Origin of the sequence: Hanstruepera neustonica (assembly GCF_002895005.1) — a bacterium.
In the GTDB taxonomy this organism is placed as follows: Bacteria; Bacteroidota; Bacteroidia; order Flavobacteriales; family Flavobacteriaceae; genus Hanstruepera; species Hanstruepera neustonica.
In genome coordinates this window covers 1-21,087 of sequence record NZ_POWF01000011.1, presented here as the reverse complement: position 1 = coordinate 21,087, position 21,087 = coordinate 1, and the positions used below count along the sequence as shown (strand labels likewise).

Sequence of the window (21,087 nt, the reverse complement as noted above, 5' to 3'; positions counted from 1 at the left end):
AAATCAAACTCCCCGTCCAAACTGTGTTTGTCCACCCCTCTTCGTCTGAAGCGGGGAGCTTTAGTTATGATGTATTGCCAACTGGTTAGTTTATTTAGATAAAGTGAGGTGGCTCACCCTGGAAAAGGGGCGGCGGAGGGTTTGATATTAATAATAAGGTGTCTTTAACCTATATCTGGCTTTTAAAGTAGCGTGTTAAATACACATACCGTATAGCTAAAGCTAATAAAAGAGGGATAAGTGCAGGTGCAAACACCTGAATGCCAACTACCCAATGGAATACCAACAAACACATCATAATAACCAAAAACTTCAAAAATTTAATAATCCAATTTTTAGGTTGCTTTAATTTCCAAATAAGGATAAGATTCAAGGGGAATGCCCATAGCAAGTTATAATTTTGAGCTGTGGCAGTATGGTCAGTTGCAAACCATAGCAATAACAGAAATATTCCGATGAAACCAGAAAGTAGAAATATAATAACATCTAAATAATGACTGCGCTTTTGCTGGCTGTAATCACGATATGTTATGAAAAGGATTATAATTGCCAAAATACTCAATATGAATAATGGACTGGTTATAAAAAGACTTTTATCTGCTATGGGTTGGTGTTCATAAACAGTGGATTCTTTCTCTACCAATTTCTCTGAAGCGTTAATTGTGGCCAGCCCAAAAAATGTGTGTATGTATTTTGGTAAAAACATATAACCTTCAGCTTTGGCAGTTTGATCTATTACAGATCCCAATGCGATATCGATGCCTACACTGCCCCAGGAATTATAATTGAGATTTTCTTGAATGAGTGTTCTCCATGATTTGGGTTCAAAATTATCGGGTTCATGAAAGGTAATTTTTTTAGTGACAGATATTTGTAATACATCTTTTATTTTAGTGGCACAATTATCATAGAAGAAATCATACAAATAATTTCGGTTTTTGGGTTTGTAATTATTTATTAAATAATGGTACAAGGTTTGTTTTTCATTCAGTGTGAGATTAAGCACTTGTTCGTCAATGGACCTATTTTGCCACATATAAAAGTCCTTTATGTCATGATAATTACTTTTTCCAATAGAATAATTAAGCTTGCCTCTAGCAAAATTTAAATAGAAACCAGGTTCGTCAAATGGAAATCGACCATAATCGTAAGTGATGTCCAAGCGGGTTGTAGGATCTTGAATTCTGAATAAACTATGGCCAAAAGCATCGTTTAATGAGGTGCCAGGGCCAATGGTTAAAACACTAATTTGTGCCTGTTCTGATAAATTTTGTGCAAAAGTTAACTGGGTGAATATAAAAGCTATTAATAATCGTAACCTTATTTGCATGAGATTAATTTATCTAAAAATACTGAAATCGAGTTTTAATGAAAATACATTGGAATAGATAGCGACACTTTGGTCTCCAATATCCGTAAAAGCATAATCAACTTGAATGCCCTTATATTTGAAACCTACTCCCATGGTTGGTTGAAAAGATAGGGATTCACTATTGTCAATTTGTAACTCATTTTGAAAATTGCCAACACCTGTTCGCAGGAACACCATATCCAGATAACCAAATTCCAAGCCCAAAGCAGGTGTTATACTGGCAAAGGATGTGGATATAATATCATTGTTCTCCTCAAAACGGACATTTAGATCCAACTCGGCTAAAAGGGAATAATCATAGCGGATAATAAACTTTTTTGCGACGCCTATTTGAAGTTTCGGAATGGTGATTTCCGTAGTTTCTGGCAATTCTTGATTTTGCCCTTCGACCGCATTTTGAATTGTTGCAAATTCATCTTCATCAATAGCCCAAGCATTGAAGGTTGTCGTAATATCTCTGGCCATAATACCAAATTTCCACTCGTTACGCGTTTCAAACTGAATAGCCGCATCCAACCCAAACCCCCAAGAAGAAGCAAAATCACCAATAATACGTCTAATAACTTTAGCATTTATACCATAGTTCAGACCATCTAGTGGTAAGGTTCTGGCATAAGAAAACGTAACGCCATAATCTGCAGCTGAAAATAAACTGATGCGGTCATAATTGATATTGCCTTGATCATCTATTAATTGGGTTGTATTTAAAATATCGTCAATAGCAAAACGAATAATGGAAATACCGAGTGAACTTCGCTTGTCTATGGGCATAGCAAAACCAATGTAATCGTAGTTGGCTATATTGGCAAAATAACTGGAATGCATGAGTGCTATTTGCTTATCTTCAATGTGCACCAAACCAGCGGGATTCCAATACCCTGAATTCACATCAGCAGAATGGGCTACAACGGCATTACTCATTCCCAATGCTGCTGCATCAACACCAATATTCATGAATTCATTGGAGTACTTCCTGACCGTTTGACTGAATATCGTTACCGATACCAGCAATAGTGTTGAAGTTAGTAATGCTTTCAAATACAATTCTTTTTTGCAAAGATGCTATTATTTTTCAATATAATAAACTTGAAAATTAATGACTTATTGCGTGTTGATTGTTTTAGACGCAAATAGTTTACTATTTTTACAAAACCTAAAAGAAAAGTATGAATAAACATATTCCTAATGTCATAACCTTATTGAATTTATTTTCAGGATGTATTGCGGTTATATTGGTCTTGTCTAATGATTTTGTGTCAGCAGCTTGTTTTGTTTTTTTAGGAATATTCTTTGATTTTTTTGATGGCCTAGTTGCTAGAAAATTGAATGTGCAAAGTGCTCTGGGTATTCAATTGGATTCGTTAGCTGATATGGTTACGAGTGGCTTGGTACCTGGTCTAGTGATGTATAAATTATTGGAATTAGCTGGGCCACAATGGCATGATTTTGGGTACGATCAAACAGTTGGATTTGAATTTTCAAATCCTGAAATTCACCAACTTTTACCATTTATAGGCTTGTTAATACCTTTAGCTTCTGCATATAGGTTAGCCAAATTTAACATTGATGAAGACCAACAAACCTATTTTAAAGGCTTACCCACTCCAGCAAATGCTATATTGATATTGTCCTTCCCATTGATTATGGAATTTCAGAATAACGATTTAATCAACGCCACTATCACCAATAGCTGGTTTTTGGTTGGTGTGACCATTTTGAGTTGCTTTTTGTTAAATGCGCCAATCAAATTATTTTCTCTAAAGTTTAAGACTTGGGATTTCAATTCCAATGCTGTCCGATATCTATTTATTATTTTGTGTATAATATTGCTAATAGTATTGCAATTTGCTGCAATTCCATTAATCATTATTACTTATCTAATTTTGTCTTTACTTTCTCAAAAGACAATTGTTTAATCTAAATTTAATTTATGGCTTCTGGTTTTTTTGCATTGTTGGATGATATTGGTGCCTTAATGGACGATGTTGTGGTTATGAGTAAGGTAACTACCAAAAAAACGGCTGGTATTTTAGGTGACGACCTGGCTGTTAATGCTGAAAAAGCTTCTGGATTTATGTCTTCCAGAGAGTTACCTGTTTTATGGGCTATAACCAAAGGATCCTTTTTAAATAAGCTGATTATTTTACCTATTGCTTTTTTATTAAGTGCTTTTTTGCCACCAGCAGTCACAGTTATTTTAGTTGTTGGAGGCATTTATTTAGCGTTTGAAGGAGCTGAAAAAATCTATGGGTATATAGTCCCTCATAAGCCTGCAGTAGACAATCAGGTTTCAGCTCAAATGTCTAAAGAAGCCGTTCTTGATATTGAAAAGAAAAAAGTGAAATCGGCTATTCTGACCGATTTTATCTTGTCAGTTGAAATTGTGATTATTGCTTTAGGAACAGTTGTGGATCAAGAGTTGCTTTTTCAAATACTGGTAGTTTCCATTGTGGCTATTATTGCTACAGTTGGGGTATATGGTATAGTGGCCTTATTGGTGCGTATGGATGATTTTGGGTTGTGGTTGATAAGCAAAAATGCCGAAAAGAAGGGTTTACTTTATACCACAGGAAATTTATTGGTTAGAGCTCTGCCTTGGGTTATTAAAAGTTTATCTGTTATTGGGACTATTGCGCTGTTATTGGTTGCTGGTGGTATTTTTGTCCATAATATAGCATTTTTACATCATGTTTTGGAATCGTGGCCTAGTGTTTTAAGGGATTTTGTAATAGGATTGGGAGCCGGCTTCATTACTCTTTTACTGTTTAAAGGAATTAAACTTCTAGTAAAAGCAATTAAGAAATAGAAGCCTTAAAAGATTAGTTAATCCCGAATCTTCTTTTTGCGAAGCTCAAAATTTTGACCAAGATAAACCTTACGTACCATTTCATCATTGGCTAACTCTTCAGGTTCTCCTGCTTTAAGAATACTACCCTCAAACATTAAATAGGTTCTATCGGTAATTGCCAGAGTTTCTTGTACGTTATGATCGGTTATAAGAATACCAATATTTTTTTTGGTCAATTGAGCCACAATACGTTGAATATCTTCAACAGCTACAGGATCTACACCTGCAAATGGTTCATCTAGTAAGATGAAATTAGGATCCGTAGCAAGTGCTCGTGCGATTTCTGTTCTTCTTCGTTCACCACCAGACAACAAATCACCACGATTCTTGCGAATATGTCCTAAACTAAACTCTTCAATAAGCGATTCCATTTTAAGGTGCTGCTCTTTCTTACTTAATTTGGTTAGCTGCAACACGCTTAAGATGTTATCTTCGATACTTAACTTTCTAAAAACAGATGCTTCTTGAGCTAAATATCCTATGCCACTTTGAGCACGTTTGTACATAGGGAATTTCGTGATATCTGTATTCTCTAAATAAATAGTGCCGCCATTAGGTTTAATCAAACCAACAATCATATAAAACGAGGTGGTTTTTCCAGCACCATTTGGTCCTAAAAGCCCAACAATTTCTCCTTGGTTTACTTCCAAAGAAACATCTTTAACAACCTTTCGGCCGTTATAAGATTTCATCAAGTGTTCTGCTTTTAATTTCATTTTTATAGTACTCTTGGCTAAAATAGTAAAATAGGATAGACTATTCGAAAATCCGTTTTAATTTAAATAAAGTTTAACGCTGTTGTTCCAGTGCATCCCAAAATTCGAAGGCTCTGCGTAAATGAGGAATAACTATGGTACCGCCAACCAATGTGGCTATACTTAAAGACTCTACCACTTCCTCTTTGCTCAAACCTTCCTTGTAGCAATTCTCAAGGTGATACCTGATACAATCATCACAGCGCAATACAGCTGAAGCTACCAATCCTAAAAGTTCTTTGGTTTTGACGTCCAATACCCCAGCTTGATAGGCATTCGTATCTAAATTGAAAATCCGCTTGATGATTTTGTTGTTATCTCCTAGGATTTTATCGTTCATTTTAGAACGATAATCATTAAATTCTTTGACGATATCAGACATGTTTTTCCTTTGTTTTTTGTTTTTTGACAACCAGTTTAGAGATGTAAATACTCACTTGATATAGTATTAAAATCGGAATAGCTACGATAATTTGACTGGTAATGTCTGGAGGTGTGATAATAGCAGACAATATCAATACAATGACCAATGCAAACTTTCGATATTTTTTTAAAATTTGAGGGGTTACCAATCCAATTTTTGTCAAAAAGTATATAACAATTGGTAATTCAAAAATGAAACCTGAAGCCAATGATGATGAGCGTACAAGCGATATGAAAGAACTGATATCTATTTCATTGGATATTTCTGCACTCACGGTATAGGTTCCCAAGAAGTTAATAGATAGTGGTGTCACCACGTAATAACCAAACAATACACCTAAAAAGAATAAAAAGGAGGTAATGATAATAAAACCTCTTGAATGTTTTCGTTCATTCTCATGCAAACCGGGACTTATGAAGCGCCAAAATTGATAAATAACATATGGAAAAGCAATAACCAACCCTGCATAAATTGATGTCCAGATATGAGCTGAAAACTGTCCGCCCATGGTTCGGTTTTGAATAATAAATGGGAAAGCATCCATACAGAAGGTCGTATCTTCTATTCCGAAGAATTGGGAAACACTGCATAGCCACTTATAAGTAGGAAATGTCATGTGTTTGGGGCCTAGTATGATGGTATCAAAAATGAAACTTTTGAATAAAAAAGCCACTACGGCAGCAATTAAAATACCAAGAGAGGCTCTAATTAAATGCCAACGCAAGTCCTCAAGGTGGTCCAGGAAAGACATCTCATTGATATTCTTTTTAGCCATTATAGAATACCTTCTTTAATTAAATCATGCAAGTGAACAACGCCAGCGTAATGACCATCTTTTTCAACCAATAATTGTGAAATGCCGTTAGATTCCATAACCTCTTTGGCATCAACGGCCATGGCGTTGTAATCAATCCGTTTAGGATTTGATCCCATAATATCTTTAGCGGTTAATTTTGCGATATCCGTTGATTTATTCAGCATCCTTCTTAAATCACCGTCGGTTATGATGCCTACAATTTGATTGTTTTCCACAACAGCAGTAACACCTAGCATTTTTTCTGATATTTCAACAATCACATCTTTAATGGTCGTTTCAGGATTAACTATGGGTTTTTGGTTATTGTCTGACATATCACTTACCCGCAGATACAGTTTTTTTCCCAAAGCACCACCAGGGTGGTATTTAGCAAAATCTTTACTAGAGAATCCTCTTAATTCCAAAAGACAAACCGCCAGTGCGTCACCCATAACCAATTGGGCCGTCGTACTGGTTGTAGGTGCCAAATTATTGGGGCAGGCTTCTTTTTCTACAAATGTGTTTAAAACATAATCGGCATTTTTCCCCAAAAAAGATTCTGGATTACCGGTTATGGCTATCATCTTGTTCTTGGCACGCTTAATAAGCGGTACAAGTACTTTAATTTCAGGGGTATTGCCACTTTTAGAGATGCAGATAACCACATCATCATCTAGAATCAATCCTAAATCACCATGAATGGCATCAGCAGCATGCATAAATACGGCAGGTGTTCCAGTTGAGTTAAGGGTGGCAACTATTTTAGTTGCGATAATGGCGCTTTTACCGATACCAGTAATTATGACACGTCCTTTTGAATTATAAATGCAAGAAACAGAATCTTCAAAATCCTGATTGATAAAATTGGAAAGATTAGAAATAGACTGGCTTTCCAATTCTATTGTTTGCTTGGCTATTTCAATAATGGAATTTTGACTGTTCAAAATTTATTATTTTTTTGGGTTGATGCTTATAAAGAATTTGTTATCTTTAATGTAATTCAAACCACCCGATTTGGGTTGGTTTTTAAAGCTACAAAGCTAACAAAAAAATAAATGTGAGTTCTCTAATACACTGCATAATTAATTAATAGCATTTTTGGTTTTAGTGTATTTGATTTTGAAAATTAATATTAAAAAGTAGATGTCTGTTATTGAAAAAGACCTGCAGGTTGCACTAAAAAAATATTTCGGATTTAGTAAATTTAAGGGATTACAAGAAGAAGTCGTTAAAACACTATTGTCGGGTAAAAACACCTTTGTTATAATGCCTACAGGTGGTGGTAAGTCTCTTTGTTACCAATTACCTGCGCTCATGCAGGATGGCACAGCCATAATTGTGTCACCTCTCATTGCACTCATGAAGAACCAAGTTGACGCTATTCGAGGTGTCTCGGATGATGAAGGTGTGGCTCATGTTTTAAACTCTTCTTTAAATAAAACTGAAATAAAAAAAGTAAAGAAGGATATCGTTGACGGTATCACCAAGTTGCTATATGTTGCTCCTGAATCCTTGACCAAGGATGAAAATGTTGAATTTCTTCGTTCTGTCAAGATTTCATTTATGGCAGTTGATGAAGCACATTGTATTAGTGAATGGGGACATGATTTTAGACCTGAATATAGAAATTTAAGGCATATTATCGCCCGTATTGGAGACGACATTCCAATCATAGGATTAACCGCAACAGCTACCCCTAAAGTTCAGGAGGATATTCTTAAGAATTTGGGAATGACTGATGCTGTAACATTTAAGGCCTCTTTCAATAGACCGAATTTGTTTTATGAAGTGCGCCCTAAAACAAAAAATGTTGATGCCGATATTATTCGCTTTATCAAACAAAATGAAGGTAAGTCCGGAATTGTTTACTGTTTGAGCAGAAAGCGTGTTGAGGAGTTGGCTCAAACACTTCAGGTTAATGGTATCAAGGCCGTTCCTTACCATGCTGGATTGGATGCCAAGTCGCGAGCCAGTCATCAAGATATGTTTTTAATGGAAGATGTAGATGTTGTTGTGGCTACCATTGCATTTGGAATGGGGATTGACAAACCGGATGTGCGATTTGTTATTCATCATGATATTCCTAAAAGTATTGAAAGTTATTATCAAGAAACAGGCAGGGCTGGACGTGATGGTGGTGAAGGTCATTGTTTAGCATTTTACAGCTATAAGGATATTGAAAAATTAGAGAAATTTATGTCTGGTAAACCAGTGGCTGAACAAGAAATTGGTCATGCGTTGCTTCAAGAAGTTGTAGCATATGCCGAAACATCGGTTTCAAGACGAAAATTCATTCTCCATTATTTTGGGGAAGAGTTTGATAACGAAACTGGTGAAGGCGGAGATATGGATGATAATATGCGAAATCCAAAAAAACAGCATGAAGCCAAAGATGATGTTCTAATTTTATTACAGACTGTTCAAGACACAAATGAAAAATATAAATCCAAAGATTTGGTAAATGTGCTGATTGGAAAGGAAAATGCCTTAATAAAATCCCATAAAACCAATGAACAATCTTTTTTTGGAAAGGGAAAGAGCCAGTCAGATAAATATTGGATGGCGTTGATTAGGCAGGTTTTAGTTGCTGGTTATCTTAAAAAGGATATTGAATCCTACGGTGTTATTAAACTCACAGGAGAAGGTGAGAACTTTTTGAAAACCCCTGATAGCTTTATGATGACTGAAGACCACGTTTTTGATAGCGAGGCAGATGACTCCATTGTTACAACATCAAAAGGTGGCGGTGTGGCAGATGAGACTTTAATGAATATGCTTAAGGATTTACGAAAACGCAATGCCAAAAAACTGGGAGTGCCACCATTCGTTATTTTTCAAGACCCTTCTTTGGAAGACATGGCTTTAAAATATCCTATTACGTTAGATGAGTTAAGCAATGTCCATGGTGTTGGAGATGGTAAAGCCAAAAAATACGGAAAGGATTTTATTGAGCTTATTGCGCGTTATGTAGATGATAATGACATTGAGAGACCTGATGATATGATTGTGAAATCAACGGGTTCCAATTCGGCTTTGAAATTATACATTATTCAAAACATTGACCGAAAGTTACCTTTGGATGATATTGCCTCTGCAAAGGGCATGGAAATGGCTGATTTTATCAAGGAAATGGAGGCTATTGTTTATTCAGGTACCAAACTAAATATTGATTATTGGATTCAGGATATTTTAGATGAAGATCAACAGGAAGAAATCCATGATTATTTCATGGAATCTGAAACCGATAAAATAGACGATGCCATTGAAGAGTTTGATGGTGATTATGACGATGAAGAACTGCGTTTATATCGTATTAAATTTATTAGCGAAGTGGCTAATTAGTTGTAAATTTTACAAACTATAGATTTTTCTCCATTCTAAAATCATTACGTATCTTTGCACCTCATTAAAAATAAATAAGATGCAAGACGGATTATACGCAAAATTTCATACTTCAAAAGGTGACATTCTTGTCAATTTAGAATACCAAAAAACACCTGGTACGGTAGGTAACTTCGTGGCTTTGGCAGAGGGTAATTTAGAGAATTCAGCCAAAAAACAAGGTAACCCTTATTATGATGGACTTCAGTTTCACCGTGTAATTCCAGATTTCATGATTCAAGGCGGTTGTCCTCAAGGGACGGGAACAGGAAATCCGGGTTACCAATTTGACGATGAATTTCATCCTGATTTGAAGCATGATGGTCCAGGTATTTTGTCAATGGCAAACGCAGGACCTGGAACCAATGGGAGTCAATTTTTTATTACGCATGTTGAAACACCTTGGCTAGATGGTAATCATACTGTCTTTGGAAAAGTAGCTGAAGGTCAAGATGTTGTTGATGCTATTGTTCAAGGTGACAAAATAGAGTCTTTAGAAATTATTAGAGTAGGCGATGAAGCTGAAAGTTTTAATGCTGTAGAAGCGTTTAGAACATTTGAGGGTGCTCGTGAAAAACGTCTGGCTGCTGAAATAGAAGCTCGTGAAGCCGAATTGGATAAAATAGCTGCTGGTTTTGAAAAAACAAACAGTGGTTTACGTTATCAAATTCTTCAAAAAGGTTCTGGTAAAAAAGCTGAAAAAGGAAAAACGGTTGCTGTTCATTACAAAGGTCAATTAGCTGATGGAACCGTATTCGATTCTTCCTATAAAAGAAATCAACCACTTGAATTTCCAGTAGGAGTCGGTCAAGTCATTCCAGGTTGGGATGAGGGAATCTGTTTACTAAAAGTTGGTGATAAAGCACGATTGGTGATACCAAGTGATTTAGGCTATGGTAGTAGAGGAGCCGGTGGCGTCATTCCTCCAAATGCGACTTTGGTTTTTGATGTGGAACTAATGGATGTAAAATAGTAACGTTTGAATAAAAAAAATCGTCTCATTTTTAATGGGACTTTTTTTTTGCCTATATTTTACAAACCAATCAATCAAAATTATGATGAAATCAAAACTGTTATTACTTATTCTAGTATCCACGATATTAACGGTAAGTTGTTCAAAAAATATTAACTATTCACCAGAGCATATAGAGAATACCTCTGGTAGATATTTGTATAGTGCCGATGAGGTTATAGATGTTTATTATCAAGACAATAAACTTTTTGTAAAATGGCGCGGTGCTGAAAAAATAGAACCAGTAATTTTGGACGAGAATACCTTTTTTATGGTAGATATGTACAAAAAACTTCGCTTTGTACAACATCCAGAAACCAAAAAACGGTATTTGGGAGTTGTGTCTGAAGAGGATGAAACCCAATTTACCTATGATTATTTAAAGGTGGCCGATTCTTTTAAAACCCCAAGTATGTATTTAAAGGAACATAATTTTGAGAAAGCTCTAGAGGGCTTTTTGGAAATTAAAAAACAGGATTCCACCAGTATTTTTATTGAAGAACGCGAATTCAATAGTTATGGCTATGAATTGTTGAGAAAGAAACAATATGATGATGCTCTAGAAGTATTTAAAATGAATGTTGCCTTATACCCTGAAAGTGATAATGTGTATGATAGCTTGGCTGATGCGTATTTGAGAACAGGTGATAGTCTAAATGCCTACAACAATTACAAAAAAGCTTTAGAATTGGATTCTGGAAACCTTAGAGCTAGAAAGTATGTGTCAAATTATGAGAAACAAGATAACTAAACGGTTTTAAGTTTTTTTGCGTCGTTTATTTTAAATCTTTTTTATAAATGTCAATGGCTTTCTTTAAAATCTGATTTATAGTAATCAAAGGAAGGTCTTTAGTAGGGTCAATTCTTAAAATTTTCATTCTTGCCCGACTACCGGTTTCCAATTCTGGAAAATCCAAATAGCTGCCTTCGACAAACAATATGTAGGGCTCTTGAATTTTTTTATCGAGCCATAAGTAGGTAAACATTTTATTTTTGAAACAAAAACAAGGCATGCCATATTTCTTGGTTTCAGTTATGTTTTCATCTGTATTCAGAATAAGATCCCGTAACGCTAAAAAGCAAGCTCTATTTATCTCTGATTGTTTATTATAGAAGTTTTCGTTTAGGACCATTTAAGGGTTATTTCCATTTAATGTTACAGCCTATACTTGGTTTTTGGACTCTTGCGTTTTCGGTACCTTCCATAGCGCAATCTAATGCATGTCGGATATCTTCGCCATTAAGGCATTTATCATTTCCAGGACGGGAATCATCCAATTGGCCTCTGTAAATTAATTTTAAATCTGAATCAAAAACAAAGAAATCGGGAGTGCAGGCGGCCAAATAATCTTTAGCGGCCTGTTGGGTCTGGTCATATAGATAAGGGAATTTAAAATCATTGTTAATAGCCTGCTCCTTTAATTTTTGAGGGTGATCTTCAGGATAATTGTCTGCATCATTACTTGAAATAGCAATAAAACCAACACCCTTACTAATATAATCTTTTGCCAATTTTGAAATTTCAGTATTGACATGTTTAACGAACGGACAATGATTACAGATAAACATGATAACCGTGGCTTGAACACCTTTTATTGATTCTAATGACTGATTGGTGTTTGTAATAACATTCAAAAGTTCAAAATCAGGAGCTTTTGTCCCAAGTGGTAACATATTTGATGGGGTTAATGCCATAATGAGTTGTTTTCCTCAAAGTTCGTTAAAATTTGTACTTTTAAAAAATGGATGACACAATAAATTTTGACGACTTTTCTAAAGTCGATTTACGGGTAGGGACTATTATTGATGTACAGGATTTCCCTGAAGCCCGTAATCCAGCTTATCAACTAACTATGGACTTTGGAGATTTAGGAATTAAAAAGTCTTCAGCGCAAATAACTGCGTTGTACAGCAAGACCGAGCTGTTAAATAGGCAAATTGTAGCTGTAGTCAACTTTCCAAAAAAACAAATTGCCAAATTTATGAGTGAATGTTTGGTTTTAGGTGTAGTAAAGGGTCAAAAGGTTATATTATTAAATCCTGAAACTAAAGTCAGGAACGGCTCGATAGTTTCATGATAAAAAAGTTTCTTTTCATATAATTTTTTATCTTTCAGAATTAACTAACTAATTCTTCATGCAGGACCTGGATCAAGTTCAAATCAATTTTGATTCCAATAATCTTTGGGTATTAAATATAGCATTAGCTGTGGTTATGTTTGGTGTTGCACTAGGTATTACCTTGAAGGATTTTAAGAATCTCATGAGACAGCCTAAATTAGTTTTAGTTGGTGTGCTTTCTCAATTCATTTTATTACCATTGGTAACCTTTTTGTTTATTTACTTTGTCAAACCTCAAGCCAGTATAGCATTAGGAATGATGATGGTTGCTGCTTGTCCAGGAGGGAATATCTCAAATTTTATGACACATTTGGCTAATGGGAATACAGCATTGTCGGTAAGTCTAACAGCTTTTTCAACGCTAATTGCCCTTTTTATGACACCATTTAATTTTCAATTTTATGGGAATCTTTATGAACCAACATCCCAATTATTAGCATCTGTGTTATTGAATCCCTATGAATTGGTAAAATTAGTGATACTCATTTTAGGAATTCCATTAGCTATTGGTATGATTATTCGATATCGGTTTGAGGCAGTGGCAAAAAATATATCAAAAGCACTAAAACCACTTTCCATTATGGTTTTTGTAGCCATCGTTGTGATAGCTTTTATGAATAATTTGGATGTATTCAATAATTATATTCATCATGTGTTGGTTTTAGGAATAAGCCATAATGTGATAGCAATTTTATTAGGTTTTTTGGTGGCTAAAGGATTCAAACTATCATTCAAAAATCAAAAAACGCTGGCTATTGAAACGGGTATTCAAAATTCAGGTTTGGGGTTATTGTTGATATTTACTTTTTTTAACGGGTTAGGAGGCATGGCCATCATGGCTGCTTTTTGGGGAATTTGGCATATTATATCTGGGTTGATTTTGGCTTATTATTGGTCAGTTAAAACAAAAAAACAAGAAGCATTGGTTTGAAATTTATCTGGTTACATATTGTCAGGTTTTATTTGAGATTGGGATTGTTTTTTTATTATCGAAGAATATATGTTTATAATCAATTTCAAGTTCCAAAATCAGGTTCCTTGCTATTGGTGTCCAATCACAATAATGCCCTTATTGATGCCCTGTTAATTGCCATAAATTCAGGAAGGTTCTCCTACTTTTTAACACGAGCAAGTGTCTTTAAAAAGCCATTGATAAATGCCTTTTTAAGAAGTTTGAATATGCTGCCAGTTTATAGGATACGCGATGGCTGGAGTACGATTTCGAACAATAATTCCATATTCAACTCGTGTTCTCAATTGCTTTCTAAAGGACAAACCGTGGCTTTATTTCCTGAAGGAAACCATAATATAAAACGGTCGGTTAGAAATTTGAGCAAAGGATTTACTAGGATTGTATTTGAGACTTTTGAAAAATACCCTAAAACCTCTTTAAAAATTGTACCCATAGGTTTGAATTTTCAGCAAGCTGACGCATTTGCTGATAGTGTGTCTATACACTTTGGTGAGCCGATTGAAAAACAAGATTATTATTCCAACGATACAAACGAAAGTGTCGTGAAACTAAAAAATCAAGTATCTCAAGCGATTAAACAACTAACAACTCATATTCCTGCTGACAACTATGAGGAAACTTTATTCAAACTGAATCAATTACATGCGGACTTTTTAAACCCCATTGCAGTTAATACATGTATTCAATCAAATTTTCAAGATTGTGATGTTCGCAAGGAAGAAACTAATTTGAAAGTTTTGAAATCGATTTTTAAATTTCTGTTGATTGTTATGCTATTACCAGTTTGGGCTATTTGGCGGTTATGGATAAAACCTAAAATAGAGGAAGTTGAGTTTGTAGCAACCTTTCGATACGCCCTAGTAATTACGTTAGTGCCGTTATGGCTATTGGTTGTTGCTTTAACTTTGATGTCAACTTTTGGAATCGGTTATGGACTCGCTTGGATGATAGCAACAATGGTGATAGCACTTTTAGCGGTTAAACTATAAAAAAAAGCCATGGCACTTCGAGAACCTCAGTGACCAATGGCTTTTTTAATTTGTTTTTTGTTATTAAATATCGTCGAAATCGATATCTGTAAAACTTCCTGATGATTGTGAATCGGTATTTGATTCATTAACATCAGCAGTTTCATCGCTGTCGTATTCTTTCTTGAAATCCTTTTGATGACGTTCACTGATGACTTCATCACCTTTCTCATCAATAATATAATCAGTCATTTCTTGAAGAATGTTATTGAATTCCGAAAAATCTTCCTTGTACAAATAGATCTTATGCTTCTTGTAATGATAAGATCCATCATCATTGGTAAACTTTTTACTTTCTGTAATAGTTAGATAATAATCTCCCGCCTTTGTGGCACGTACATCAAAAAAGTACGTTCGTCTACCAGCTCGTAATACTTTTGAAAAAATCTCTTCTTTCTCCATCATGTCACTATTATTCATAATTCAATTAAAATTGCATTGTTGTTTCACCAAAAATCTAAAAAAAATGGTAACCAACCAACAATTTATGAATTTTCTTTTGTTTTGAAACGTATTTTGAAATTAACGAACTGTAAAACAACGTGTTAAACAGATTAATTGACTAAAAAAATCACTTGGCATCAGACTCGCTTAATTGTTTTAAATAGAGATCTTTATAGTAGCCATCTGTATTTATCAAAGTTTCGTGTGTCCCTGATTCTATGATTTTACCATTGTCCAATACAATAATTTTATCAGCATTTTTTGCCGCCGAAATACGGTGACTTACAATTATGGTAGTCTTACCTGACGTTAGTTTATTTAAATTTTTAAGGATTTTTTCTTCCGTTTCAGTATCAACAGCAGACAGACAATCATCAAACAACAATATTTTGGGGTCTTTGATAATAGCTCTAGCTATAGAGATCCGTTGCTTTTGTCCTCCGGAAAGGGTAATACCGCGTTCGCCTAATATGGTGTCATAACCATTTTTAAAGCCCATAATGTTTTTATGCACTTGAGCATATTTAGCGGCTTGAATTACTTCTTCATCTGTGGCATCTTCCTTGCCAAATTTGATATTATTCTTAATGGTGTCCGAAAATAAGAAGGCATCCTGAGGCACATATCCCAAATTGGTTCTTAAATCGTTTAGGTTGATTAAGTTTACTGGGTTCTCATCAATTAAAAGTGTCCCGCTATCAATATCATACAATCTACCAATCAAGTCCAAGATGGTGGATTTTCCAGATCCCGTTTTACCAATGATGGCAAGGGTTTCACCATGATTGACCTTAAATGATACGTCTTTCAATGCCTGAATGTTTGTATCGTCATAAGTGAAGGACACATTATTAAATGCAATGTCACCCACAATATGAAATGGTTCTTGGGTGGGATTTTGAATTTCAGATTCAATCTTTAAAAATTCATTAATTCGTTTTTGAGAAGCTTCAGCCTGCTGTACGATAGAGGTTACCCATCCCACTGTGGCAACCGGCCAAGTGAGCATATTCACATAGATTATGAATTCGGCAATAGTACCTAAACTTTCAATTTCACCATTAATATATTGCAAACCGCCAATGTAAATAACCATTAAATTACTGACCCCAATTAATAGAATCATCATCGGGAAAAACAAAGCACTCACTTTTACCAAACTTAATTGTTTATCACGGCTGTCATTAGACAATTCCGTAAAGTTAGTTGCGGTTTGCAATTCTAAACCATAGGATTTAATGATGGCAATACCACTAAAAGACTCTTGTGTAAATGTGGATAATTTAGATAGATACTCTTGTACAATGGTACTGCGCTTATGTATTTCGCGACTCAATTTGTATATGGCAACCGATAAAATTGGAAGCGGTATAACTGTGTATAGTGTCAGCATGGGTGCTTCGTTGAACATGAATATCAAAGCAATAACGAATAGTGTAATCGTATTGATACTATACATAATGGCTGGACCTGCATACATACGCACGCGACCAACATCTTCACTAATGCGGTTCATTAAATCACCGGTTCTGTTTTTTTTGTAAAAGTTTAATGAAAGTCTTTGGTATTGCTGGTAGATTTCATTTTTTAAATCATATTCAATATATCTCGAAACGTTAATAATGGTTTGTCTCATTAAGAAGGTAAAAATGCCTGCAACTACCGCAGCGCCAACAATGTAAAGTATGGCGATAAACAATTCGCTTCTAAAAGCTTCTTTGGTTAAGGTACCATCCAAAGCTTGTTCAATGGCCGTAAATATTTTTCGGACGTATCTCGGTGTGAAAAGCAGAAATATTCTAGCTATGATCGTAATAATGATCCCGACTATTAACTTGTATTTATATTTTAAAAAGTACTTATTTAGATGCCTTAATTCCTTCATTAATAGTTTGGGTTAAAAAATAAAGTTTTTAACAAATTCGTATTTTAAGATTAATTATGTTGTTTAAACATGAATATTCACGTAATTTTGCGCGTCGTTTTTATAAAATAGACAAAGACGACCCTAAATATTAATTAATACAAAATGGTTACAGACGTCATTAATACTAAAGATTTACAAAAAGCCGATCCAGTTTTTGGACAGCAATCTTTTGACAATCACGAACAAGTTGTTTTTTGCAACGACAAAGATACAGGTTTAAAAGCAATAATCGGTATTCATAACACAGTCTTAGGACCTGCTCTAGGAGGTACTAGAATGTGGGCTTATCAGAATGAATGGGAAGCATTGAATGACGTTTTAAGGTTATCACGAGGGATGACATTTAAGTCGGCAATCACAGGATTGAACCTGGGTGGTGGTAAAGCTGTTATTATTGGAGATGCCAAAACTCAAAAAACACCAGAACTAATGAAAAAATTCGGTGAGTTTGTACATTCTTTAAATGGAAAATATATCACTGCAGAAGATGTTGGTATGACTACTGCCGATATGGACACTGTTCGTGAGGTGACACCTTATGTAACCGGTATTTCAGAATCAAAAGGTGGTGCCGGAAATCCTTCACCTATTACAGCTTATGGCGTTTTTATGGGTATGAAGGCGGCTGCTAAATTTAAATTCGGTAGTGACGTATTAGAAGGTCGTTCGGTCTTTGTTCAAGGTATTGGTCATGTGGGTGAAGCGTTAGTAGAGCATTTGGTTGACGAAGGTGCTAATGTCACAATCGCTGATATCAGCCAAGAGCGTTTGGAAGAAGTGCGTGCTAAATATGGTGTTACTATTTATGGAGGTAAAAATCTTTATGCAGAAGAAATGGATATTTATGCACCATGTGCATTAGGAGCTACCATTAATGATGATACCATTTACAATTTGAAAGCGTCAATAATTGCGGGAGCGGCCAATAACCAATTGGCTCAAGAGGAAAAGCATGGTAAAATTCTTCAGGAGCGTGGTATTGTCTATGCGCCAGATTTCTTGATTAATGCTGGTGGTATTATTAATGTGTATGCGGAGTTGGAAGGATATGATAGAAAAGAAATTATGCGTAAAACTGAAAATATCTACAACACGACATTAGAGATATTATCGAACGCACAAACACATAATATCACGACAAACCATGCTGCTTTGAATATTGCACAAAGCAGAATTGATGCCAGAAAAAAGGAAAATTCAAAGTAAGTTTTTAAAATAGTATTATTTTTGCGAGGCGAAAGTTGCATGACTTTCGCCTCTTTAAATTAAAAGTTCTTTGTAAGTATGCTAAATAGAAGACATATTCGTATCAAGGTTATGCAAACTATATACGCCTATACAGGTGGTGAAGGCGATAATTTTAAGGCAGATCAAACATTTTTGTTGCGAAGTTTAGATAATATGTACAATCTCTATTTGCTTATGCTGTCGCTACTCATTGAGCTACAAAAGCGATCAGCTGACCACCTTCAAAAAACTCAAAAGAAGCATCTGGCTACGTCAGAAGATAAAAATCCCAATAGTAAATTTGTCAATAATGAAGTCCTTAATCAGATAAAGGATAATACCCTTTTGAAACAAACTTTAGAAGACTATAAAATAACCAATTGGGAATTGGATAATGAATATGTGGATGTCATTTTCAAGGAATTATTGTCAAGTGATTTGTACAAAGATTACATGCAAACACGAACATCGGACTATAAGGAGGACAAAAATTTTCTGATAGATATTTATAAAGAGATTATTGCTCCAAACGATAAATTGTATGATTATCTGCAAGATCAAAACCTAACTTGGACCGATGACTTGCCTGTTGTCAATACAGCAATTCTCAAGATTATCAGAAAACTTAAATTAAAATCACCTGAAAAGCAGTTATTACCTGAATTATATAAGGATGAGGACGATAGAGCTTTCGCACTGGATTTGTTCAAAAAAACCATTTTAAATCAAAATAAGCTGAACGAAGCTATTTCAGAAAAAACTAAAAATTGGGATGCTGACCGTATTGCCAATCTAGATACCGTATTACTTCAAATGGCCATAAGTGAACTTACAAACTTCCCGTCAATACCTGTAAAAGTCACCATTAATGAGTATCTGGAAATAGCCAAAGAATACTCAACACCAAAAAGTAGCATCTTTATAAATGGTATACTGGACAAGTTGGTGAAAGAGTATGAAGAAGCCGATAAGCTAAATAAAACAGGCAGAGGGTTGATGTAATAAGAAAATATTATTACTTTTACTGCCCGAACAAAAATAATTTATTATGAAAAAAGTAATATTAGGCTTAAGTGCCATGTGCTTAATCGCATTCACATCTTGTAAAGAAGATGCCACTAAAAAAATTGATGATAACAATGTAGCTGAAGCTGCTGAAAGAGATGCTGCTTCATCAAAATTCCCAGTGTTAACGTTTGATAAGACAGAGCATGATTTCGGTGAGATTGAAGCTAAAACAAATGTTGAAACAGTTTTCTCATATACCAATACTGGTGAGGCTCCTTTAGTTATTACTGATATTAAGAGTTCTTGCGGATGTACTGTGCCACAGGATTGGAGTAAAGAACCTTTAGCTCCTGGAGATAAAGGTCAGTTTACTGTAAAATTCAACGGTTCAGGTAAGAATAAAGTTTCTAAAACAGTTACCATTACTGCTAACACCGAATCAGGTAAAGAAACTGTAAAAATTACAGCTTTTGTAAAACCAGATCCTAATGCAGTTGAACCAGCTAAACCTGCTGTACCGCAAGTAAAATAATTTATGGGAGAAGGTATTAGTACGTTTTTACCGTTTATCTTAATGTTCGTGGTTGTGTATTTTTTCATGATCGCACCACAGATGAAACGCCAAAAACAAGAAAAAAAATTCGCAGCCGAATTAAAAAAGGGCGACAAAGTCATTACCAAAAGCGGTATGCACGGTAAAGTAGTCGAACTGAATGATAAAGATGGCAGCTGCGTGATTGAAACTTTGGCAGGAAAAATCAAGTTTGATAAGTCGGCCATTTCTATGGAAATGAGCAAGAAATTAAACGCTCCTGCTAAATAAAAATCAATCGAAATCAATATAAAAAACTCCGAAGTCGCCTTCGGAGTTTTTTATTTTTTGTCATTCCGCACTTGATGCGGAATCCATAAATAACTAGCAGTTCTTATACTTATCATGCAATCCAACACCTTGTAATATCATTGGTGTAATTTTTTCCAAACGCGATTGCTTGGTAGCGTCTCGTTTGGCTGTTTCAATGTATTCACAATATTCACGCTGTTTTCCAGGTGATAAAGCTTTAAAATTACTGTGGACATCAGGTTGACTTTTAAGAAGTGTTTTTAGCTCATTGGGAACTGTCACGTTTTTGCCTTTGCGTTCGGGTTTGATTTCTTTACCCAGTTTTTGGTTTTCAATAGCTTCTTTAACGTAAGCTAGCACAGCTGCTTGGTCTATATCCTCAATACTTTCAAAACGCATCTGGCGCAAGGCTTTGGTTTTGCCTTCTTGAGCATTTACTAACAAGTTCTTTTCGTCCTTGAGAAACACACCGTTAAAAAACCAAATACCAAAATGGTTTTTAAAGGCACCCAAACCTACCACATTTTTACCATCAAGGGCGTAAACAGGCGCGCTCCATTTTAAGGTTTCTTCCAATTCGGTTTTGGTGATGATGTTGCGCAACAAGGTTAAGGCTTCACCAAAGTGATTGTTGTTTTCTATATATTCTTCTACGGAGGTGACTTTTTTCATATTTCGTTTAACGGTCTCGTATAACCGTCAGTTACGGGCTTAAAGTTAATGTTTTTCGGTTAAGAACTGACGTTAGCAATTCCGAGTGGATTCGGACGCAGTCGAATCCGCCGTAATTGCGGTTATACATCTTAAGTTTACAAATCACTAAATTTATTATATAATCAGAAAGAACAAAAGAGAGAATTAAGGTTATGTTATACGTTGGAACTTTAGATTCCGTCAACAATGATAATCCTCTCTCTTTATCTACCTA

The 21,087-nt window shown here is 35.1% G+C and carries 23 protein-coding genes; 12 read left to right on the top strand and 11 right to left on the bottom strand.

Annotation, left to right across the window (positions count from 1 at the left end; translation table 11 throughout):
* Nucleotides 1–169: 169 nt before the first annotated feature.
* Complete coding sequence (locus C1T31_RS13320; protein WP_103053014.1) at nucleotides 170–1,330, bottom strand: lipoprotein N-acyltransferase Lnb domain-containing protein; 1,161 nt, start codon at nucleotides 1,328–1,330, stop codon at nucleotides 170–172.
* Between the two features lie 9 nt (nucleotides 1,331–1,339).
* The gene (locus tag C1T31_RS13315; RefSeq protein ID WP_103053013.1) at nucleotides 1,340–2,410 is read right to left on the bottom strand and encodes a putative type IX sorting system protein PorV2; all 1,071 of its coding nucleotides are present in this window, start codon (nucleotides 2,408–2,410) and stop codon (nucleotides 1,340–1,342) included.
* 128 nt (nucleotides 2,411–2,538) lie between these two features.
* Between C1T31_RS13315 and C1T31_RS13310 the strand changes: the two genes are divergently transcribed.
* Nucleotides 2,539–3,288 carry a CDP-alcohol phosphatidyltransferase family protein gene (locus tag C1T31_RS13310; protein ID WP_103053012.1) on the top strand — a complete coding sequence of 250 codons (750 nt, stop codon included), beginning with the start codon at nucleotides 2,539–2,541 and terminating at the stop codon, nucleotides 3,286–3,288.
* 14 nt (nucleotides 3,289–3,302) lie between these two features.
* Nucleotides 3,303–4,178: a DUF808 domain-containing protein gene (locus tag C1T31_RS13305; protein WP_103053011.1), complete on the top strand. Its 876-nt coding sequence runs from the start codon at nucleotides 3,303–3,305 to the stop codon at nucleotides 4,176–4,178.
* 17 nt (nucleotides 4,179–4,195) lie between these two features.
* Here C1T31_RS13305 and lptB read toward each other — a convergent pair whose 3' ends face one another.
* From lptB to C1T31_RS13285, 4 genes are all read right to left on the bottom strand, one after another.
* Nucleotides 4,196–4,936 (bottom strand): LPS export ABC transporter ATP-binding protein, encoded by a 741-nt coding sequence (lptB, locus tag C1T31_RS13300; RefSeq protein WP_103053010.1) that lies wholly within the window; start codon nucleotides 4,934–4,936, stop codon nucleotides 4,196–4,198.
* Between the two features lie 73 nt (nucleotides 4,937–5,009).
* The gene (locus tag C1T31_RS13295; protein ID WP_103053009.1) at nucleotides 5,010–5,357 is read right to left on the bottom strand and encodes a carboxymuconolactone decarboxylase family protein; all 348 of its coding nucleotides are present in this window, start codon (nucleotides 5,355–5,357) and stop codon (nucleotides 5,010–5,012) included.
* The gene (gene tatC, locus C1T31_RS13290) at nucleotides 5,350–6,174 is read right to left on the bottom strand and encodes a twin-arginine translocase subunit TatC (protein WP_103053008.1); all 825 of its coding nucleotides are present in this window, start codon (nucleotides 6,172–6,174) and stop codon (nucleotides 5,350–5,352) included. Before tatC ends, C1T31_RS13295 begins: the two co-directional genes overlap by 8 nt.
* Nucleotides 6,174–7,139: a KpsF/GutQ family sugar-phosphate isomerase gene (locus C1T31_RS13285; RefSeq protein ID WP_103053007.1), complete on the bottom strand. Its 966-nt coding sequence runs from the start codon at nucleotides 7,137–7,139 to the stop codon at nucleotides 6,174–6,176. Before C1T31_RS13285 ends, tatC begins: the two co-directional genes overlap by 1 nt.
* Nucleotides 7,140–7,338: 199 nt before the next feature.
* Here C1T31_RS13285 and C1T31_RS13280 point away from each other — a divergent pair, with 199 nt between their 5' ends.
* The 3 genes from C1T31_RS13280 to C1T31_RS13270 all read left to right on the top strand — a co-directional run bounded on the left by C1T31_RS13280 (nucleotide 7,339) and on the right by C1T31_RS13270 (nucleotide 11,339).
* The gene (locus C1T31_RS13280; protein WP_103053006.1) at nucleotides 7,339–9,537 is read left to right on the top strand and encodes an ATP-dependent DNA helicase RecQ; all 2,199 of its coding nucleotides are present in this window, start codon (nucleotides 7,339–7,341) and stop codon (nucleotides 9,535–9,537) included.
* A gap of 79 nt (nucleotides 9,538–9,616) precedes the next feature.
* Complete coding sequence (locus C1T31_RS13275) at nucleotides 9,617–10,549, top strand: peptidylprolyl isomerase (RefSeq protein WP_103053005.1); 933 nt, start codon at nucleotides 9,617–9,619, stop codon at nucleotides 10,547–10,549.
* An 82-nt stretch (nucleotides 10,550–10,631) separates the two neighbouring features.
* Nucleotides 10,632–11,339, top strand: a complete 708-nt coding sequence (locus C1T31_RS13270) for a tetratricopeptide repeat protein (protein ID WP_243398955.1) — start codon at nucleotides 10,632–10,634, stop codon at nucleotides 11,337–11,339.
* 25 nt (nucleotides 11,340–11,364) lie between these two features.
* Here C1T31_RS13270 and C1T31_RS13265 read toward each other — a convergent pair whose 3' ends face one another.
* Together C1T31_RS13265 and C1T31_RS13260 are read right to left on the bottom strand one after the other, a co-directional pair.
* Nucleotides 11,365–11,721 carry a DUF1801 domain-containing protein gene (locus tag C1T31_RS13265; RefSeq protein WP_103053003.1) on the bottom strand — a complete coding sequence of 119 codons (357 nt, stop codon included), beginning with the start codon at nucleotides 11,719–11,721 and terminating at the stop codon, nucleotides 11,365–11,367.
* 7 nt (nucleotides 11,722–11,728) lie between these two features.
* The gene (locus C1T31_RS13260; protein WP_103053002.1) at nucleotides 11,729–12,283 is read right to left on the bottom strand and encodes a thioredoxin family protein; all 555 of its coding nucleotides are present in this window, start codon (nucleotides 12,281–12,283) and stop codon (nucleotides 11,729–11,731) included.
* Between the two features lie 47 nt (nucleotides 12,284–12,330).
* Here C1T31_RS13260 and C1T31_RS13255 point away from each other — a divergent pair, with 47 nt between their 5' ends.
* The 3 genes from C1T31_RS13255 to C1T31_RS13245 are packed head-to-tail and all read left to right on the top strand — an operon-like array spanning nucleotide 12,331 to nucleotide 14,670.
* Nucleotides 12,331–12,666: a tRNA-binding protein gene (locus C1T31_RS13255; RefSeq protein ID WP_103053001.1), complete on the top strand. Its 336-nt coding sequence runs from the start codon at nucleotides 12,331–12,333 to the stop codon at nucleotides 12,664–12,666.
* A gap of 58 nt (nucleotides 12,667–12,724) precedes the next feature.
* On the top strand, nucleotides 12,725–13,639 hold the full coding sequence (locus tag C1T31_RS13250; RefSeq protein WP_103053000.1) for a bile acid:sodium symporter family protein: 915 nt from the start codon (nucleotides 12,725–12,727) through the stop codon (nucleotides 13,637–13,639).
* Nucleotides 13,636–14,670: a lysophospholipid acyltransferase family protein gene (locus C1T31_RS13245; protein ID WP_243398954.1), complete on the top strand. Its 1,035-nt coding sequence runs from the start codon at nucleotides 13,636–13,638 to the stop codon at nucleotides 14,668–14,670. The genes C1T31_RS13250 and C1T31_RS13245 overlap by 4 nt, the downstream gene beginning before the upstream one ends.
* A gap of 63 nt (nucleotides 14,671–14,733) precedes the next feature.
* Here the strand turns inward: C1T31_RS13245 and C1T31_RS13240 are convergent, their stop codons facing one another.
* Nucleotides 14,734–15,129 carry a PUR family DNA/RNA-binding protein gene (locus tag C1T31_RS13240; protein ID WP_103052998.1) on the bottom strand — a complete coding sequence of 132 codons (396 nt, stop codon included), beginning with the start codon at nucleotides 15,127–15,129 and terminating at the stop codon, nucleotides 14,734–14,736.
* A gap of 151 nt (nucleotides 15,130–15,280) precedes the next feature.
* Complete coding sequence (locus C1T31_RS13235) at nucleotides 15,281–17,038, bottom strand: ABC transporter ATP-binding protein (protein ID WP_103052997.1); 1,758 nt, start codon at nucleotides 17,036–17,038, stop codon at nucleotides 15,281–15,283.
* 144 nt (nucleotides 17,039–17,182) lie between these two features.
* Here C1T31_RS13235 and C1T31_RS13230 point away from each other — a divergent pair, with 144 nt between their 5' ends.
* From C1T31_RS13230 to yajC, 4 genes are all read left to right on the top strand, one after another.
* Nucleotides 17,183–18,286: a Glu/Leu/Phe/Val family dehydrogenase gene (locus tag C1T31_RS13230; RefSeq protein WP_103052996.1), complete on the top strand. Its 1,104-nt coding sequence runs from the start codon at nucleotides 17,183–17,185 to the stop codon at nucleotides 18,284–18,286.
* A gap of 78 nt (nucleotides 18,287–18,364) precedes the next feature.
* Nucleotides 18,365–19,309: a transcription antitermination factor NusB gene (gene nusB / locus C1T31_RS13225; protein WP_243398953.1), complete on the top strand. Its 945-nt coding sequence runs from the start codon at nucleotides 18,365–18,367 to the stop codon at nucleotides 19,307–19,309.
* Between the two features lie 46 nt (nucleotides 19,310–19,355).
* A complete protein-coding gene (locus C1T31_RS13220; RefSeq protein WP_103052995.1) occupies nucleotides 19,356–19,847 on the top strand; it encodes a DUF1573 domain-containing protein in 492 nt (163 codons plus the stop codon).
* A gap of 3 nt (nucleotides 19,848–19,850) precedes the next feature.
* The gene (gene yajC / locus C1T31_RS13215) at nucleotides 19,851–20,138 is read left to right on the top strand and encodes a preprotein translocase subunit YajC (RefSeq protein WP_103052994.1); all 288 of its coding nucleotides are present in this window, start codon (nucleotides 19,851–19,853) and stop codon (nucleotides 20,136–20,138) included.
* Nucleotides 20,139–20,231: 93 nt separating this feature from the next.
* On the opposite strand, the gene C1T31_RS13210 is transcribed toward yajC, so the two are convergent.
* Entirely contained in the window at nucleotides 20,232–20,831 is a 600-nt protein-coding gene (locus tag C1T31_RS13210; RefSeq protein ID WP_103052993.1) for a YdeI/OmpD-associated family protein, read from the bottom strand.
* Nucleotides 20,832–21,087: the final 256 nt, after the last annotated feature.